The following is an 18446-nucleotide window of genomic DNA, read 5'->3' as shown; positions in this document are numbered from 1 at the left end:
GTCGGCCCCGGCGGGAGTCGGGGCGCGGGTGCTGGGCTGGTGGCGTGGGTCGGCGTGGCGCGAGTCGTGTCGGAGGTCGTCGGTCGGTGCGCCGAGGGTCGTGGGGCGCCGTGCGGGCGGTTGGCGCGGTGCCCGACGAGCGGGGTCGGCCGGGGACGGACCGTGGCGGTCCGTCCCCGGCCGGCGGGGTCCTACTCGATGTCGGTCACCTCGGCGTCCGGGTACTTCGTGGCGAACGCCTGGAGCTTGTCCGTCGTCGGCTTGAGCGCCTCGTAGAGCTCACCCTGGATCGCGCCGAGCTCGGCGTAGATCTCGTGGTTCTCCTCGTTCGGCTCGGTGACGTCGCCGAACCGGGCCATCGCCTGGGCCGCGGTGCGCACGGAGGTGTCGCCGTGCACGCCGGTGGAGGCCATGGCGAGCACGCCGGCGCCGAGGGCGGAGATCTCGTCCTCGAGGCAGGCGGTGATCGGCTTGCCGCTCGTGTCGGCCATGATCTGCCGCCACAGGGGCGAGCGGACGCCGCCGCCCATCGCGCGCACGGTCGTGATCTCGGTGCCGGTGGCCTTCTCGAGCCCGGCGACCGAGCGGGCCATCTCGAGGCCGATGGCCTCGAGGATGGAGCGGTACATCGAGCCGCGGCCGTGGGAGCCGCGCCAGCCGACGACGCCGCCGCGGGCGATCGGGTCCCAGTGCGGGCTCTGGACGGCGTTCCAGTACGGCATCGTGATGAGGCCGCCGGAGCCGGGCGCGCGCTCGGCGGCCATGCGCTCGAGCTCGGGGTCGGGGCGGCCGCGCAGCTCGGGGTTCCAGAAGGCCGTGCGGTACCAGGTCGGCAGGAAGGCGCCCGAGGACTGGAGGATCTCGAGCACGTAGGTGTCGGCGACGCCGCCGGCCAGGGTGCGGTAGATGGGCCCGAACGCGTACTCCTCGGACAGCACGCCCGCGACGACGGCCGTGCCGAGGTTCATGTACAGCGTCTGCTCGTCGACGGAGGCCGCGCCGATGCCGGCGCCCTGCCCGTCGCCGAGGCCCGCCACGAGCTGGACGTCCTGGGACAGGCCCCAGCCGTCGAGCACCGACTCCTGGATGTTCCCGAGCACCTCGCCGGGCTTGTGGAGCTCGACCATCTGGTCCTCGCGGACGCCGGCGATCTCCAGGAGCGAGGCGTCGTAGCTCTGCCTGGCGATGTCGAACAGGCCGAGCGAGTCGGCGCAGGCGACCGAGTCCTTCCACTCGCCGATGAGCTTCTTGACGAGGAAGGCGTGGACGTTGACGACGCGGTCGGCGTTCTCGAGGACGCCGGGCTCGTTCTCCTTGACCCAGGCCATCTTGTAGATCGCGGGGGTGACGTCCGGCGGCTTGCCGGACAGCTCCCAGATGTCCTTGGTGCCGTGGCGCAGGATCTGGTCCGAGGCCCGGATGTCCATCCACAGGATGCCGTCGCGCTGCGGCGTGCCGTCCTCGCTGAAGGGGGCGAACGTCTCGCGCTGGTGCGTGACGCCCATGGCGACGATGCGCTCCTTGTCCGCGTTCTTCAGCTGCGAGACCGCGGCGGCGACGGCGTCGTTGGTGGAGTTCCACCAGGCGTTGGGGTCGTGCTCGGCGAAGCCCGAGCGCGGGCTGCGCAGCTGGATCTCGCGCTTGCCGAGGGCAAGGACCTTGCCGTCGGGGTCGACGATGATCGCCTTGCTGGACGTGGTCGACGAGTCGACCGCGATGACGAGCGGTGCTGACGGGGGCATGGGAACCTCGAATCGGCGCTGATCGGCGTCGCGACCGGCCTCGGCCGACGACGGGAGCCGCAGTCCCGGCGCGGGCTCCGCCCCGATCTCACCACGTTCCGTGTTGGAAGCACCAGCAGACCTGGTGACACGCACGATCGTTCGTCGCTGCGTCGTCGTCATGCACGTCCGGTCGCCGATGGTCAGCGCGACCGACTGCCGGGCCCTGGGCGGGACGGACTCGACCTCGCCCCCGACCCGACCTGACCCGATCTGATGGGCCGGGGCCCCGGGGCCCCGGGGCCCCGGGGCCCTACCGGAGGTGCCGCTCGTCCGGACCGGCGTACGCGGACAGCGGCCGGATGAGTGCGTTGCTCGCCCGCTGCTCCATCACGTGGGCTGTCCAGCCCGTCACCCGGGCGGCGACGAACAGGGGCGTGAACATCTCCGTGTCGAAGCCCATGAGGTGGTAGGCCGGGCCGGAGGGGTAGTCGAGGTTGGGGAGGATGTTCTTCGTCCCCGTCATGGCCTCCTCGAGCGCGTCGTACAGCGCGAGCAGGTCGGGCCGGACGTAGTGCTCGACCAGGGTGTCGAGGGCGGCCTTCATCGTCGGGACCCGGGAGTCGCCGCTCTTGTACACGCGGTGGCCGAAGCCCATGATCTTCCGCTTCTCGGCGAGCGCGCCCTCGAGCCAGCCGGCGGCGTTCTCGGCCGACCCGATCTCCTCGAACACGTGCATGACGGCCTCGTTCGCGCCCCCGTGCAGCGGCCCCTTGAGTGCGCCGATCGCCGCGGTCACGGCGGAGTGCAGGTCGGCCAGGGTCGAGGTGACCACCCTCGCGGTGAAGGTCGAGGCGTTGAACGAGTGCTCGGCGTAGAGGACCATCGAGCGACGGAAGGCGTCGACGACGACGGGGTCGGCCTCCTCGCCGAACGTCATCCACAGGAAGTTGGCGGAGTGGTCGAGGTCGTCGCGGGGCTCGACCGCGTCCTTGCCCCACCGGCGCCGCTGGTCGTAGGCGACGACGACGGGCAGCTGGGCGAGCAGACGGACGGACTTCTCCAGCTCGGCGGCGGGGGAGGAGTCCTCCGAGAGCGGGTCCTGCGCGCCGAGCACCGAGACGGCGGTGCGGACGACGTCCATCGGGTGCGCGCTCGTCGGCAGGGCGTCGACGACGGCGCGCAGCGCCGGGTCGAGCCTGCGGTGGCTGCGCTCGGTGCCGACGAAGGCGTCCGTCTCGGCGGCCGTCGGGAGCTCGCCCTGCCACAGGAGGTAGGCGACCTCCTCGAACGAGCAGCTCGCGGCGAGCTCCTGGACCGGGTAGCCCCGGTAGAGCAGCGAGTTCGTCTCGGGGTTGACCTTCGAGATCGCCGTGGTGTCGGCGACCACGCCGACCAGGCCCTTGCGGATCTCGGGCTCGGCGGTGCCGTGCTGCTGCGTCATGGGGTGCTCCTGCCGGTCGAGGGATGGATCGAGGCTCGTCGGTGACGAGGGTGGATCAGGGCTCGTACGTGAAGATGTCGGAGTCGAACGCGTTGTACCCGGCGTAGTCGAGGAGCTCGTAGAGCCTCGCCCGGGTCTGCATCTCGGGGACCACTCCGGTCAGCGTGCCGTGCTCGCGCAGGTGGTCGAGGTGCCGCTCGGCGGCGCCCATCGCGGACCGCAGGAGCGAGACGGGGTGGATGACGATCGTGATGCCGGCGTCGGCGAGCTGGGCGTGCGTGAACAGCTCGGACTTGCCGAACTCGGTCATGTTGGCGAGCACGGGGACGTCGACCGCCGCGCGCACGGCGGCGAACTCCTCGAGGCTGCGCAGCGCCTCCGGGAAGATCGCATCTGCCCCGGCGTCGACGAGGGCCCTCGCGCGCTCGGCGGCCGCCCCCGGCCCCTCGACGGCGGCGATGTCCGTGCGCGCCATGACGAGGAAGTCGGGGTCACGGCGCCCCTCGGCAGCGGCGCGCACCCGCTTGAGCGCGGTGGCCTCGTCGACGACCTGCTTGCCGTCGAGGTGCCCGCACCGCTTGGGGTTGACCTGGTCCTCGATGTGCGCGCCGGCGAGCCCGGCGTCCTCGAGGACCTGGATCGTGCGGGCCACGTTCATCGGCTCGCCGAACCCGGTGTCGGCGTCGACGATCGCCGGCAGGTTCGTCACCCGCGCGATCTGGCCGGCGCGCTGGGCCACCTCGGTGAGCGTGGTGAGCCCGATGTCCGGCAGACCGAGGTCGGCGGACAGCACGGCGCCGGAGATATAGACGCCGTCGAAGCCCTTGTCCTCGATGAGCCGGGCCGAGAGGGGGTTGAACGCCCCGGGCAGGACGAGCTGCTCCCCGGCGGCGAGCCGGGCACGGAGGGCCCGGCGCTTGTCGGAGGCGGAGGCGGGCGCGTGCAGCACTAGAGGATCCCCTCGGGTCGGCCGGCCGCGTCGATCGTGGCGGCGGGGGCGGTGACGGTGACCTGGCCGAGCTCGTCGGGACCGAGGTCGGTCAGGCGGCGGGCGACGTCGAGGAAGCGGGCCACCTCGTCCGCGCCGAGGACGTCGGTCGCGAGCGTCTCGAACTTGCCGACGTACTGGTCCCGAGCGAACGGCCGTGCGCCGTCGGGGTGGGCGTCGGCGAGCGCGAGCTCGTCCGCGACGACGGTCCCGTCGTCGAGCGTGGCGACGAGGCGGCCGCCGAACGCCTTCACCGCCGGGTCGCTCGAGTGGTACCGCTCGGTCCACGCGGGGTCCTCGACCGTCGTGATCTTCTGCCACAGCTCGACCGTGTCGGCGCGCCGGGCGCGCTCGGGCGCGTAGGAGCGCTCGTGGTGCCAGGCACCGTCCTGGAGCGCCACGGCGAGGATGTAGGGGATCGAGTGGTCGAGCGTCTCGCGCGTGGCCTCGGGGGAGTACTTCTGCGGGTCGTTCGCGCCCGAGCCGATGACGTGGTGGGTGTGGTGGCTCGTCTCGAGCACGATCCCGGCCACCCGGACGGGGTCACGCAGCTCCGGGTGCGCCTCGCCCATCCGCCGCGCGAGGTCGATGAGCGCCTGCGCCTGGTACTCGGCCGAGTGCTCCTTCGTGTAGGTCCGCAGGATGCCGCGGCGCTGCTCACCGGGCGCGGGCAGGTCGACGTCGTACCCCGCCCCCGGCCCGTCCAGCAGCCACGCGATGACCCCGTCCTCGCCCTCGTAGATCGGCTCGGGCGAGGTCTGGCCGCGCACCGCACGGTCGACGGCCTCGATCGCGGCCTTGCCGGCGAACGCGGGCGCGTACGCCTTCCACGTCGAGATCTGGCCCTTGCGGGACTGGCGGGTCGCCGTCGTCGTGTGCAGGGCCTGGCCGACGGCCTGGAAGATCGTCGTCGGGTCCAGGCGCAGGAGAGTGCCGATCCCGGCGGCCACGGCGGGCGCGAGGTGAGCGACGTGGTCGATCTTGTGCGCGTGCAGCGAGATCGAGGTGACGAGGCTGACCTGGACCTCGTAGGCGGTGGCGATCGCGGCGACGAGGTCGGCGCCCGTGAGTCCACGCGCCTCGCCCAGGTGCTGGGCGACGGCGAGGATCGGCGCGATCGTGTCGCCGGGGTGCGAGTACTCCGCGGCGAGGTAGGTGTCGTGGAAGTCGAGCTCGCGCACGGCCACGCCGTTTGCCCACGCCGCCCACTCGGGCGCCACACGGGTCTCGGACGGGAGTCCGGCCACCGTCGATCCCGGGGTGCGCGGGCGGTCGAGCGCCTGCGCGCGTGCGGCGACGACGGGCGCCCGCGTGAGCGAGGCGGCGGCCACCGCGTGGTTGTCGATGACGCGGTTGACCACCATGTCGGTCACCTCGGCGTCGGGGGCCACCCGCTCGGCGGCGAGCTCGGCGATCGCCCAGGCGAGCTGCCGCTCCCGGGGGAGGTCGTCCGCGGACGGGTGGACTCTCACGTGGTGCCTGGTCATGGCTCCCTCTCGGCGGCGGTGGCGGGGGTCCAAGAGTCTCACGGGACGAGGGGCGCGGGGGAGCGGGCGGGACGGATGGGATGATCGGTGCATGCTGAGCTGGACCACTGCCGGGGAGTCCCACGGCCAGGCGCTCGTCGCCGTGCTGCAGGGCGTGCCCGCCGGACTGTCGATCACCACCGACGAGATCGTCGCCGCCCTCGCGCGCCGCCGCCTGGGCTACGGCCGCGGGGCTCGCATGAAGTTCGAGACCGACGTCGTCACCCTGCTGGGCGGCGTCCGGCACGGCGTGACGATGGGCGGCCCGGTCGCCCTGACGATCGGGAACGCCGAGTGGCCCAAGTGGGAGACGGTGATGTCCGCCGACCCCGTCGACCCGAGCGAGCTGCTCGTCGACGCCGGCACCGGGGACGAGCGTGAGGTCGCCCGTAACCGGCCCCTCACGCGGCCCCGCCCCGGGCACGCCGATCTCACCGGCATGCGCAAGTACCACCTCGACGACGCCCGGCCCGTCCTCGAGCGCGCCTCCGCCCGCGAGACCGCCGCCCGGGTCGCCCTCGGCACCGTGGCGGCCGCCGTCCTCGAGCAGGTCGCGGGCGTGCGCCTCGTCTCGCACACGCTCGCCGTCGGACCGGTCCGTGTCCCCGACGGCGCACCCCTGCCCACGCCCGACGACGTCGCAGCCCTCGACGCCTCCCCGCTCCGGTGCATCGTCCCCGGGGTGGACGAGGAGATGGTCGCCGAGGTCGACGCGACGAAGAAGGACGGCGACACCGTGGGCGGCGTCGTCGAGGTCCTCGCCTACGGCCTGCCGCCCGGGCTCGGCTCGTTCGTCTCGGGGGACGCCCGGCTCGACTCCCGGCTCGCGGGCGCGATCATGGGCATCCAGGCCGTCAAGGGCGTCGAGGTCGGCGACGGGTTCGAGACCGCCCGCCGCCGAGGCTCGCAGGCGCACGACGAGATCACCCGCGACGACGACGGCCACATCGTGCGCGAGACGAACCGCGCCGGCGGCACCGAGGGCGGCATGAGCAACGGCGAGGTCCTGCGCGTGCGCGCCGCCCTCAAGCCGATCTCCACGGTCCCGCGCGCGCTCGCGACCGTCGACGTCGCCACCGGCGAGGAGGCCACCGCCCTCCACCAGCGCTCCGACACGTGCCACGTGGCGCCGGGCGCCGTCGTCGCCGAGGCGATGGTCGCGCTCGTCCTCGCCCAGGCGCTGCTGGAGAAGACCGGCGGCGACTCGGTCGAGGAGGCCGCCCGCAACCTCGCCGCCTACCTCGAGGCGATCCCGGAGCACCAGCGTTGACGGGCAACGACGTGCACGACGACGGGCCTCCGGCCGGGGACACCCCCGGCGGGCCGGCCGTCCACCCGATCGCCGGGGCGCCCGTGCCCGGCCGCGGACCCGACCTCGTCCTCGTCGGCCTGCCCGGTGCCGGGAAGTCCGCCGTCGGGCGGCACCTCGCCCGGCTCCTCGGCACCACGGTCTCGGACAGCGACGACCTGGTCGAGAAGCGCGCCGGCCGCAGCGTGAGCGACGTGTTCGCCGCCGCCGGCGAGGGGTCGTTCCGCGAGCTCGAGCGCGACGTCATCGCCGCACAGCTCGCCGACGGCACCGGGATCCTCACGCTCGGAGGCGGCGCGGTCCTCGACCCGGCCACGCGGGCCGACCTCGCCGACCGCAGGGTCGTCCACCTCGCCGTCTCGCCGGAGCAGGCGCACGCCCGGGTGGGCTCCGCCTCGAGCCGGCCCCTGCTGGCCGAGGACCCGGTGGGGCGCCTCGCCGCGCTGGCGGAGGAACGGGCGCCGCTCTACGCCGAGGTCGCCACCTGGACGGTCGACACCGACGGGCGCGATCTGAGCGACGTCGCCGCCGAGGTCGCGGCACTCGCGGCCGCCCCCACCGTCCTCACCGTGCCGGGTGCCCGCCCCTACCCGGTGACGATCGGGCACGACCTGTCCGGCGAGGTCGCCCGCGCGATCCCGGAGACCGCCCGTCGCGTCCTCCTCGTCCACCCCGAGGTCATGGCGGACCGCGCCGGCCGCATCGCCGCCGCCCTCCGCTTCGGCGGGCGCGAGGCGCACACGTTCCTCCTCCCGGACGCCGAGGCCGCGAAGACCTGGGAGGTCGTCGGCCGGTGCCACACCGTCCTCGGCGAGCACGGGTTCGGCCGTCAGGACGTCGTCGTCACCCTGGGCGGCGGCGCCACCACCGACGTCGGCGGGTTCGTCGCGGCCACGTGGCTGCGCGGCGTCGGCGTCGTCCACGTGCCCACCACGCTGCTCGGCATGGTCGACGCGGCGGTCGGCGGCAAGACGGGCATCAACACGCCGGCGGGCAAGAACCTCGTCGGGTCCTTCCACGCACCGCTCGCCGTGGTCTGCGACCTCGACCTGCTCGCCACGCTGCCGGCCGCCGACCTCGCGGCCGGGCTCGCCGAGGTGGTGAAGATCGGGTTCGTGAGCGATCGGCACATCCTCTCGCTCGTGCGTTCCCACCCCGAGGAGGCGCTCGACCCCGGCTCGGCCGTGCTGCGCGAGCTCGTCGAGCGGGCAGTCGCCGTCAAGGCGCACGTCGTGGGGGAGGACCTGCGCGAGGCGGGGCTGCGCGAGGTCCTCAACTACGGCCACACGACCGGGCACGGGATCGAGCGGGCGTCCGGGTACTCGTGGCGGCACGGCGACGCGGTCGCGGTCGGCTCGGTCGTCGCCGCCGAGCTCGCCGAGCGCAGCGGGTTGGCCGAGAGCGGCCTCGCCGACGGTCACCGGGCCGTGCTCACCTCCCTCGGCCTGCCGGTGACCGTGAGCGGGCTCGACTGGGGCGGCGTCCGCGCGGCGATGGGCAACGACAAGAAGGTGCGCGGCGACCGGCTGCGGTTCGTCGCCCTGCGCGCCGAGGGGGAGCCGGTCATCCTCGACGGCCCCGACGACGACGTGCTCGAGGCCGCGTGGGCCACGGTGAGCGCGTGACGGGCGACGACCACTCCCTCGACGCCGGCTCCGGCCAGGACGTGCCCGGCGCCTCGGGACCGGATCCCGGCGCGGGAGCACGCGTCGGTGCAGGCCCTGACTCGGGCACCGGCGACACGCCGGAAGCACGCACGATCGTCCTGCTCGGCGTCCCCGGCGCAGGCGTCTCGACCTCCGCCCGGGCTGTCGCCGGGGCGCTCGGCCTGCCTCTGCGCGACACCGACGACCTCGTCGCAGATCGCCTCGGCGCGCCGGTGCACGAGCTCGTCGTCGATCTCGGCGAGTCCGAGTTCCGTGCCGCGGAGTCCGCCGTGGCGGCCGAGGCGCTGGGCGGCGACCCGCTGGAGGAGCCCGCCGTCGTCGCCCTCGGGTCCGGCGCGATCGACGCGGCCACCGAACGGCTGGCCGACCTGCGGGGGAGCGGCGCCGTCGTCGTCCACCTGCGGATCACCCCCGGCACCGCGATGCGCCGGCTCGGCCTGTCCGGCCTCGGCTCGGTCGCGCTGCCGAACCCGCGGGCGATGTGGACGACCATGGCGGCCGAGCGGGACGCGGCCCTCGCCGCGGTCGCCACCGTCACGATCGACACGACGACGATGAACGAGGAGCAGGTGCTCGCCGCCGTCCTCGAGGTGGTCCGCGGCGACTGACAGCCAGGGCGCGTCGGACTTCGCTCGACGTCACGCGTGCGTCGTTCGTCGTCGTTCGACGTGCTGTCCCGTCGGCAACGCCCTTGTCGCCGTCGACGACGCTAGAACACACCCTGTTGGCGACGCCGTCCCCACAGGTCGGCCTGCTGCACGACTGTCCACAACCGTTGCAATCCTGCGGTTTCGTTGTCGGTGGTGGCCCGTAGCGTAGTCACCAGATCGACCAGACCGGCGGGGTGCGCGAGGACGCGTGCCCACCCCCGAGGGTCGTTCGGCAGCGACGCGACGGGGGAGGTGAGCGACATGACGACGGACTGGACGCTGGGGTCGGGCACGGACGACGACGCAAGCGGGACGGGACCGGCCGAGCGCGCAGCCGGGACGGACACGGGGGCGGTCGACCACCATGGCGCCAGCCCCGGCCCCGAGGAGATCCTCGCCTTCGCGAGGTCGCTCGCGCGGATCGAGGTCGCCGACCAGGCGGAGGCGATCGCGATCATCTCGGCCGCCGAGTCGCTCAAGCGCACGGCCGAGGCTGCGCAGGCGCGTGCGTCAGTGGCGCTGGACGACATGCGTCGGGACGACGAGGCGCGGCGCGGCATTCCCGTCGAGCGGCAGGGCAGGGGAGTGGCCGACGAGATCGCGCTCGCCCGCCGCGAGTCGCCGTTCGCCGGCGGCGTGCACCTGCGCCTCGCGCGGTGCCTCACCTCGGAGATGCCGCGCACGCTCGAGCTCATGGAGGCGGGTGAGGTCTCCGAGTGGCGCGCGACCCTGGTGGCCAAGGAGATCGCGTTCCTCGCGCCCGACGACCGCCGCGTCGTCGACGAGGTGCTCGCGCCCGACCTCCCCACGATGGGCGACCGACAGGCCGGCAACCGGGCGCGCAAGCTGGCCCAGGAGCTCGACCAGGAGAGCGCAGTCCTGCGGATGGAGCGCGCGAGGAGCGAGCGGCGCGTGAGCGTCCGCCCGGCGCCGAACGGCATGGCCTACCTCAGCGCCCTGCTGACGGTGGCGGACGCCGTGAGCGTCAAGGCGGCCCTCGAGCGCGACTCCGGCACCGCCGTCGCGACGGGCGCCGCCGCCTCGCGGACCAAGGCCCAGATCGCCGCGGACCTCCTCGTCGAGCGCGTGACCGGCCGGGCCGTCGACGAGCCCCGGGACGTCGCGCTCACCCTCGTGATGACCGACGAGACGCTCCTCGGCGGGCCGGACTCCGCCTGGCTCCCCGGGCACGGCCCCGTCCCCGCGGCGGTCGCCCGCGGGTACCTCTCCGAGGAGCAGGCGTCGGACGTGTCGCTCCGCCGGCTGTGGCTCCGGCCCGGGACCGGACAGATCGAGGGCCTCGACTCGCGCGCCCGCACGTTCCCCGCCTCCCTGCGCCACATCGTCAGCCTGCGCGACGACATCTGCCGCAACCCGTTCTGCGGCGCAGACCTCCGGCAGGTCGACCACGCCACGCCGTGGGCCGCCGGCGGCGCGACGAGCCTCGCCAACGCCTCGGGGCTGTGCCAGCGGTGCAACCTCGCCAAGGAGAACCCCGGCTGGACCCACGAGTCGACGGCGACCGGCCTGACCGTCACGACGCCGACCGGGCACCGATACGCCGCGAGCCGCTCCACGCTCGCCCAGAACGTCACCGACCGCCGCATCGACGACCTTCGGGCACGCGTCGCGGCGAACCGGGAGGCACGACGTGTGCGCGACGACGAGCCCGACCCGGATCGAGCCGGCGGCGCCCGGGGACCGATGAGGGGCCGCCGGGAGCTCGCCGGAGCGACCCGCGATCGGGCCGGCCGGTCCCCGGAACGCGACTCGGTGGGCCACGAACGCGCGGGCCCCGGGTCGGACCACCCGCCCGACATACCGGACTCATCGCCTTGATCGGCAGCAATCAAGAACATAGCCTTGATGGCATGTTTGTCGTCACCGCCGACCAGAACCGGTCGACCCAGCGCGGCGTCCTCGTGGACGAGATCCTCGCCGAGCTCGCCCCGTGGCACGAGCGCGCCGGCCGGGTGGTCGCGCTCCCGTTCGAGCGGACGGTCGGGGACGAGATCCAGGGCGTCCTCACCAGCGCGCCGGCCGCGGTCGACGTCGCCCTGCGCCTGGCCCGGCTCGACTGGGCGGTCGGCATCGGCGCGGGCCCCGTCGACACGCCGCTGGCCGCGAGCGCGAGCGCGTCGTCGGGCACCGCCTTCGTCCTCGCGCGGGACGCGGTCGAGACGGCGCGGAGCAAGGCGTCGAGCTACCCGATCGTCGTGCGGGGAGCGGACGAGGACGCCGCCGAGTCCGCCACGGCCGTCCTCCATCTCGTCGGGGCCCTGCGCCGCACCCGCTCCGACGCCGGCTGGGAGGTCTCCGACCGCCTCGTCACCGGGGTGACCCAGCGGGCCGTCGCCGAGGAGCTCGGCATCACCTACCAGGCGGTCCACGACCGGGTCCGCGTCGCCGGCGTGCGCGAGGAGCTCGCCGCGCTCCCGCACGTCGCCGCGATGGTCGCCGCCGCGGAGGAGATCTCGTGAACGACTGGCTGCTCGGGCTGCTCACCTCGCTCTTCGTCGTCGTCGCCGCTCTTCTCGCCGCCGTCACCGGCAGCCCCGTCGTCGCCCGGCTGCTGCGCCGGTTCACCGTGGCCGGCGCGAGCGGGGACGACGCGCCCGAGCTCATCACCCATCCGGTGGGCCTCGACCGGGGCGGGCAGTGGATCGGCTACCTCGAACGGGCCGCGATCGCCGGCGGGCTGGTCACCGGGTTCCCCGAGGTCGTCGCGGTCGTCCTCGCCCTCAAGGGACTGGGCCGGTATCCCGAGCTGCGCGCCGACCACGGGGCCGGTTCCCGCGACGACGACACCGCGATCGTTCTCCAGCCCGACGACGAGCGCCGCGTCCCGCCCCGGGTCGTCGCCGCCGGCCTGACCGCCGAACGGTTCATCATCGGCACGCTCGCCTCCTACCTGTGGGCGGCGTCATGGGGTCTCCTCGGCCGGGCCGTGCTCGCCGCGATATCCTGAACCGCCGACGAGGGGCACCCGTGCCCCGTGCCGGGACCGCGCGGCCGTGCTCCGCCGCTCCCTCCGGCCCGACCGAACGACTCCCACCCGACAGGACGGCTTACACATGGCTTCGACGAACGACCTCAAGAACGGCATGGTGCTGAAGATCGACAACCAGCTCTGGTCGGTCGTCGAGTTCCAGCACGTCAAGCCGGGCAAGGGGCCCGCGTTCGTGCGCACCAAGCTGAAGAACGTCCTGTCCGGCAAGGGCGTGGACAAGACCTTCAACGCCGGCGTCAAGGTCGAGACCGCCACGGTCGACCGCCGCGACATGCAGTACCTGTACAACGACGGCACCGACTTCATCTTCATGGACTCCGAGAACTACGAGCAGATCCCGGTCCGTCCCGAGGTCGTCGGCGACGCCTCGAACTTCATGCTCGAGAACACCGACGTCGTCGTCGCCACGCACGAGGACCAGGTGCTCTTCGTCGAGCTGCCCACGTCCGTCGTGCTCGAGGTCACCGAGACCGAGCCGGGCCTGCAGGGCGACCGCTCCTCGGCCGGCACCAAGCCCGCCACCCTCGAGACCGGCTACCAGATCCAGGTCCCGCTCTTCCTCGAGCAGGGCGTCAAGGTCAAGGTCGACACCCGCTCCGGCGACTACCTCGGACGCGCCTGAATGGGCGGAGAGAGTCCCGCGCCGGGCGAGCCCGGCACGGACGGGCACGACGTCGACCACCCGGCACCGGCCGGGCCCGACAGCGACACGCATGCGCCTGTGCGCCCCGCCGTCGACCAGGTCGTCGCAGCGGCCGACTCCGAGCCGACGTCGACAGGCGACGAACCGACCCCGATCGAGGTCGCGACGGAGGACGAGGTGCCGGCCGGCGCGGTGCGCGTGAGCGCGGACGTCCCGTCCGCGGAACGTGCGGGTGCCCGCGGTGCCCGCCGCACCTTCCACGCGACCGCCCGGACCAAGGCCCGCCACCGCGCGCTCGACGTCCTGTTCGAGGCCGACGCCAAGGGCCTGGTGACCACGGGTGACCGCCTATTGGCCGTCCTCGCCGAGCGCACGGGCCGGACTATCGCCCAGGACGGGCTGCCCGCCTACGCGGTCGAGCTCGTCGAGGGGGTGGCCGACCACCTCACGGTCATCGACGAGATCCTCACGGCCACGTCCCACGGCTGGTCCCTGCGGCGGATGCCCGCCGTCGACCGGGGCCTGCTGCGGCTCGGCGTGTTCGAGGTCGTCTTCCTCGACGACGTCGAGGACGGGGTCGCCATCGAGCAGGCCGCCCACCTGGCCGGACAGCTCTCCACCGACGACTCCCCGCGGTTCGTCAGCGGCGTCCTCGGCGAGGTGTCCAGGAACAAGGACCTCTACCGGGTCTGAAGGAAGGCGCGACGGTACCGGCCAGTCGGTGAGGCGATCACTTCTCAGGCACCATGCAGGTGATCGACCGCGGTGGCCCTGGGCACGATCAGGGCAGCCACGCTGCCAATCGCGGCGGCCCCCGCGACGCCTACTGCCACGGGCCACAGACTGACGAGGGCGCTCCATCCCGTTGCGCCCAGGCTTCCTGGGGCAAGCGCCGCCACCATGAGTCCGAGCCCGGCGGCGACGAACGAGAACAGCAGCAGTGGGACTACGGTGACGAGCAGGACGACCCGGCGCAGGCTCCGGTGCGGCGTCCCGACGGCGTGCAGGACGGCTAGCGTTCGTGCACTCTCGATCGCTGTGGTCAGGTTTGCGAGGAGGAGTGCGACAGCGGACGTCCCGAGCACGGCGCCGCCGCCCCACAGCATGATGCTGTAGTAGCGGCGCAGCTGTCCGTCGAATCCCTCCTGGGAGGACTCGCGGGTGGCGACCTGCGCGCTCGGGTCTGCCGTGAGCACAAGGGTGCGGACGCGGTCGAGGGCGGCCGGGTCGTCGATCCCGGCGATCAGCAAAGTGGGTCGGAAGTGCGTCATATCCAGCCCCGCTTCCCGCTCGTCGACAAGGACGCTGGGTGCGTCGACGGCGCGCGCCGACGTCGCAAGGGTTCCAGCAGCGTCGGTCTGGACAGTGAGCATGGACGGCGTGCTCTCGTCCGGCACCTCCAACGTTGTGACGACGTCCCGCTGGGCGAGGTCATAGACGTCGACCTGTCCGGCGGGGCCGAGCACAGCGGCCGCGGCCGCGTTGAGCAACACACCCCCGTCGACGGCACATGACGTCAGGTCCAGGTGGGCAGCGGCGACGATGCGCGCGCAGTCCCCTATCCAGACCGGGAAGACAGAGCTGGACGCGCTCCCCTCTCCGGCCGCGGTCCCCGTCACGACGCTCGCCACGTCGCCGACACCATCGAGCGCACCGATGTCGTCGGCGAGCCGTGTCAGCTCCGCCTGGTTGGTCGCCATGCTCGTGATCTGGACGACGTCGTCAGCCTGATCGATCACCGCGTCGTCCTGGACGGCACCTACCGCGCCAGGAAAGGTGACCACGAAGATCGTGGCGACGAAGACCGCGAGGCCCGCTGTCGTCACGCCGCGCGCGGTTGCGCGGGGAGCGGCCGTAATCGTTCCGCCCGCGAGCATGGCGGCCGGCCGCCGAGAACGGCGTAGAACTCGCCCTACGGTCCGGCTCACCCACGGAGCGAGCAGGAGCAGACCGCCCGCTCCCAGCGCGACCGCGAGGAGAAGGCGCTGCCGCTCCGCGAGGAGGTTGGTCAGCATGACAGCGGCAGTGGCTGCCAGGAGCAGGGCGCCGGCAATCACGGTGCGATGCATCCCCGGCTCCTCATGGCTGCTCACCCCGGTTCCCAGTGGGTCGCGAGTCGCATGATCCGCCTGGCGAACTGCGATGACCGCGACTCCGACAGGCAGGGCGACGACCAGGAGCAACACGATCCCGACCGGCGGGACGAGGTCCGACGGAAACGGCGCGGGATCCTCGACGAGGATCGGCGCCAGCATTCTGCGCAACGCGGCAAACAGGAGAGTGCCAGCCGCGACGCCGAGAACGGCGCCGATGCACGACTCCCACAGCACCGCTCGCCTGAGCAGCGAACGCGGGGCGCCGGCGACGACGAGAGTCGCGGTCCGTCGAGCCCGGGTTCGCGCGGCGGCGCGGGTGGCGACGTGAGCGAGGAGCAGAGGTGGGATCACCATCGCGGCCCCCGCAAGTGCGAGTAGCAGCGCGAGCGATGGGTCGCCATTCTGCGGCCGCGGTTCCCCGAGGTCGAGCAGCGGGAGCTCGACCGGAGCGAGATCCTCGACCGCCACGCCGCGGACTGCCACCATGTGCCCAGGTCCGGCGAGGGCGCTCTCGTCCACCATTCCCGCGGGCAGGCCGTAGCGCGCGAGCGCCGCGTCGCCCACTGCGCGTTCCAGAGCTGGTGACAGCAGGACCTCCCCTGCTTCGGGGAACGCGTCTATCCCCGGCGGAGGTTCGATGCCCTCTCCGTGCTGAGCTACGTTGACCACGGTGACGGCGAGTTCCCCGACCCGATCGTTGACGGTGCCGATGTAGGCGTAGTCCTGGTTCAGCTCCGGGTCGGCCAGCAGCGAGAAGTCGGACGGCCGGGTCCAGTAGGTGCGCTCGTCCTGACGGTCGAGCGCCGCAGGCAGGCTGCCTACCAGCAGCACGACGACGGTCGCCAGAGCCACGGTGGAAACGAGAGCGCCGGCCAACAACCATTGCAGGCCGCCGGCGCCGCGCCACAGCCGCGCGAGAAGCCAGGCGGTCATGGGGCGGTGGTCGACGTGACCCGACCGTCCCGGACGTGTACCTGCCGAGACGTACGCGCGGCCACACTAGCGTCGTGCGTCACGAGGACAACTGCCGCCCCGCGCGTCGAGGCGGACAAGATCAGGAGGTCGAGGACGGCCTCGGAGGCCCCGGAGTCGAGCGAACCGGTGGGTTCGTCGGCGAGTACCACGGAAGGGTTCGTAATCAGCGCCCTGCCGATCGCCACGCGCTGCTGCTGTCCGCCGGAGAGCTGGTGCGGATAATGGTTGGTGACGTCGCCGATGCCAAGTTCGTCGAACAGCTTTCTCGCGCGCCTCCGAGCGTCGATCTTGGTTGCGCCGTCGAGGAGCAGCGGAAGCATGACGTTCTCCGTAGCCGTAAGTTCGGCAACGAGCTGGCCGAACTGGAAGATCAGCCCGATGTGCTGCCGCCGGAGCGTCGTTCGAGCGTCATCGTCGAGCATGAATAGTGATCGCCCCGAAATCTCGACCTCGCCGGAATCGGGAAGCAGCAAGCCTGCGAGAGTGAGCAGTAGCGTCGTCTTGCCCGATCCACTGGAGCCTGTGACAGCAACGACCTCTCCTCCGTCGACAGCAAGGTCGACGGAGGAGAGAACGAGGTCGGGACCATACGCCTTGGATATTCCGCGGCAGACGATTCCCGAGGAGGGTGCTCCGAGCAATCTAGACGTCAAACTCTCGGAGGTAGATGTACGCATTCGACCCGTTTCGCCACGGCAGCGTAAATGCTACACGCGTTCCACTTGGGCATGCGCGTGGACCGTAATCCGTCGCGGTTGAGACATTGTACGAGGCGTAAACCTGGGCGCACTGTCCGTCGTTGTCCGTGTCCGTGACGGTGCCGTTGACACGGATCTGGGTTCCGGCCGTATTTCGGCACTCACGGACGCTGGCCTGCGCGCCGCTGGTTTGGATGACGTAGTAGGCGCCACACCGCCCAGCCGGCGGAGGTGGTGGTATCTGATAGGGCGCGAGTTCGGTCGGCGGATCTTGGCTCTTCCGGATTGAGGGTGTAGACGGCCTGGCGCGGTGGTGAGCGAGGTGCCGGCGTGTCAGCGTCCAGATAGGGGTCGAGGTCTTCCGATGATGGGGGTTCTCACGCCACCCACCGGGAAGACCTCGACGTGCCTGACGCTACCTTCGCCCGCCCTGATCTGACCACGTTCGCTCGTCTGGACGAGCTCGGCTTGGAGGTCGTCGGCCAGCGCATCGAGCCTGGTCGGGCGGTCCTGGCCTGCAGGGTCGTCGAACCGGACAGCTGGTGCCGGCGGTGCGGGTGCGAGGGCGTCGCGCGGGACACCGTCACGCGCGAGCTCGCTCACGAGCCTTTGGGGTGGCGTCCCACGACGCTGGAGGTGAGGGTGCGTCGGTACCGGTGCACGGGCTGCGGGCACGTGTGGCGTCAGGACACGACCGCCGCGGCCGAGCCGCGCGCTCGGCTCTCCCGCCGCGGGTTGCGGTGGGCGCTGGAAGGGATCGTGTGCCAGCACTTGAGTGTCGCTCGTGTCGCCGAGGGGCTGGGGGTCTCGTGGAACACCGCCAACGCCGCGGTCCTGACCGAAGGACGCCGCGTCCTCATCGATGATCCGACCCGGTTCGACGGCGTCAGCGCCATCGGTGTCGACGAGCATGTCTGGCGCCACACCCGCCGCGGCGACAGGTTCGTGACCGTGATCATCGACCTCACCGCTGTTCGCGAGGGGACCGGCCCGTCCCGGCTGCTGGACATGGTCGAGGGCCGCTCGAAACACGCCTTCAAGCAGTGGCTCGCGGGCCGGCCGCAGGACTGGCGCGACGGGGTCGAGATCGTCGCGATGGACGGCTTCACCGGGTTCAAGACCGCCGCCGCCGAAGAGCTGCCCGACGCGGTCGCCATCATGGATCCTTTTCACGTGGTCCGCCTCGCTGGCGACGCGCTCGATGACTGCCGGCGCCGTGTCCAGCAGGACACCTGCGGGCACCGGGGCCGCAAGGGCGATCCGCTCTACGCCGCCCGCCGGACCCTGCACACCGGCGCCGACCTGCTCACCGAGAAGCAGTCCCAGCGCCTGGAGGGCCTGTTCGACGGCGACACCCACGTAGCGGTCGAGGCCGCCTGGGCCGTCTACCAGCGCATGATCGCCGCCTACCGCGTCCCCGACCGCGCACATGGTCGCCAGCTCATGGCCCAGCTCATCGCCTCCGTCAGCTCCACCGTGCCAGCCGCCCTGACCGAGCTGCGCAAGCTGGGCAGGACCCTGAAGCGCCGCGCCGCCGACGTGCTCGCCTACTTCGACCGGCCCGGCACGTCCAACGGCCCCACCGAGGCCATGAACGGCAGGCTCGAGCACCTGCGCGGCTCGGCCCTCGGCTTCCGCAACCTGACCAATTACATCGCCCGATCACTACTCGAGACGGGCGGATTCCGACCCCAACTACACCCTCGAATGTGAAGAGCC

The 18446-nt window shown here is 72.5% G+C and carries 15 protein-coding genes; 9 read left to right on the top strand and 6 right to left on the bottom strand.

The features are described from left to right. Positions 1–191 precede the first annotated feature (191 nt). From ACPYO6_RS06385 to ACPYO6_RS06370, 4 genes are all read right to left on the bottom strand, one after another. Positions 192–1742, bottom strand: coding sequence for a xylulokinase (locus tag ACPYO6_RS06385; protein ID WP_425714064.1), 1551 nt, complete (start codon positions 1740–1742; stop codon positions 192–194). Positions 1743–2034: 292 nt separating this feature from the next. Further along, positions 2035–3165: a bifunctional 2-methylcitrate synthase/citrate synthase gene (locus ACPYO6_RS06380; protein WP_425714063.1), complete on the bottom strand. Its 1131-nt coding sequence runs from the start codon at positions 3163–3165 to the stop codon at positions 2035–2037. A gap of 55 nt (positions 3166–3220) precedes the next feature. After that, positions 3221–4114 carry a methylisocitrate lyase gene (gene prpB, locus ACPYO6_RS06375; protein ID WP_425714062.1) on the bottom strand — a complete coding sequence of 298 codons (894 nt, stop codon included), beginning with the start codon at positions 4112–4114 and terminating at the stop codon, positions 3221–3223. Further along, on the bottom strand, positions 4114–5640 hold the full coding sequence (locus ACPYO6_RS06370) for an MmgE/PrpD family protein (protein ID WP_425714061.1): 1527 nt from the start codon (positions 5638–5640) through the stop codon (positions 4114–4116). The genes prpB and ACPYO6_RS06370 overlap by 1 nt, the downstream gene beginning before the upstream one ends. Before the next feature lie 91 nt (positions 5641–5731). On the opposite strand from ACPYO6_RS06370, the gene aroC reads away from it, so the two are divergent. The 8 genes from aroC to nusB all read left to right on the top strand — a co-directional run bounded on the left by aroC (position 5732) and on the right by nusB (position 13651). Further along, a complete protein-coding gene (gene aroC, locus ACPYO6_RS06365; RefSeq protein WP_425714060.1) occupies positions 5732–6949 on the top strand; it encodes a chorismate synthase in 1218 nt (405 codons plus the stop codon). Continuing rightward, on the top strand, positions 6946–8613 hold the full coding sequence (gene aroB, locus ACPYO6_RS06360; protein WP_425714059.1) for a 3-dehydroquinate synthase: 1668 nt from the start codon (positions 6946–6948) through the stop codon (positions 8611–8613). The genes aroC and aroB overlap by 4 nt, the downstream gene beginning before the upstream one ends. After that, positions 8610–9263 (top strand): shikimate kinase, encoded by a 654-nt coding sequence (locus ACPYO6_RS06355; protein ID WP_425714058.1) that lies wholly within the window; start codon positions 8610–8612, stop codon positions 9261–9263. The genes aroB and ACPYO6_RS06355 overlap by 4 nt, the downstream gene beginning before the upstream one ends. A 303-nt stretch (positions 9264–9566) precedes the next feature. Next, complete coding sequence (locus tag ACPYO6_RS06350) at positions 9567–11144, top strand: HNH endonuclease (RefSeq protein WP_425714057.1); 1578 nt, start codon at positions 9567–9569, stop codon at positions 11142–11144. Between the two features lie 32 nt (positions 11145–11176). After that, positions 11177–11785, top strand: coding sequence for a hypothetical protein (locus ACPYO6_RS06345; protein WP_425714056.1), 609 nt, complete (start codon positions 11177–11179; stop codon positions 11783–11785). Continuing rightward, positions 11782–12273: a hypothetical protein gene (locus ACPYO6_RS06340; RefSeq protein WP_425714055.1), complete on the top strand. Its 492-nt coding sequence runs from the start codon at positions 11782–11784 to the stop codon at positions 12271–12273. Before ACPYO6_RS06345 ends, ACPYO6_RS06340 begins: the two co-directional genes overlap by 4 nt. A 106-nt stretch (positions 12274–12379) precedes the next feature. Next, the gene (gene efp / locus ACPYO6_RS06335) at positions 12380–12937 is read left to right on the top strand and encodes an elongation factor P (RefSeq protein ID WP_425714054.1); all 558 of its coding nucleotides are present in this window, start codon (positions 12380–12382) and stop codon (positions 12935–12937) included. After that, positions 12938–13651 (top strand): transcription antitermination factor NusB, encoded by a 714-nt coding sequence (gene nusB / locus ACPYO6_RS06330; RefSeq protein WP_425714053.1) that lies wholly within the window; start codon positions 12938–12940, stop codon positions 13649–13651. It begins immediately after the preceding gene. Between the two features lie 44 nt (positions 13652–13695). Here the strand turns inward: nusB and ACPYO6_RS06325 are convergent, their stop codons facing one another. Beyond that, positions 13696–15987 (bottom strand): FtsX-like permease family protein, encoded by a 2292-nt coding sequence (locus tag ACPYO6_RS06325; protein WP_425714052.1) that lies wholly within the window; start codon positions 15985–15987, stop codon positions 13696–13698. Beyond that, the gene (locus tag ACPYO6_RS06320) at positions 15984–16706 is read right to left on the bottom strand and encodes an ABC transporter ATP-binding protein (RefSeq protein WP_425714051.1); all 723 of its coding nucleotides are present in this window, start codon (positions 16704–16706) and stop codon (positions 15984–15986) included. Before ACPYO6_RS06320 ends, ACPYO6_RS06325 begins: the two co-directional genes overlap by 4 nt. Positions 16707–17132: 426 nt before the next feature. Here ACPYO6_RS06320 and ACPYO6_RS06315 point away from each other — a divergent pair, with 426 nt between their 5' ends. Beyond that, complete coding sequence (locus ACPYO6_RS06315) at positions 17133–18440, top strand: ISL3 family transposase (protein ID WP_425713489.1); 1308 nt, start codon at positions 17133–17135, stop codon at positions 18438–18440. Positions 18441–18446 lie beyond the last annotated feature (6 nt).

This window comes from Georgenia sp. Z1344 (assembly GCF_049856295.1).
Taxonomy (GTDB): Bacteria; Actinomycetota; Actinomycetes; order Actinomycetales; family Actinomycetaceae; genus JB111.
This window is presented reverse-complemented; position numbering and strand designations above follow the sequence as displayed.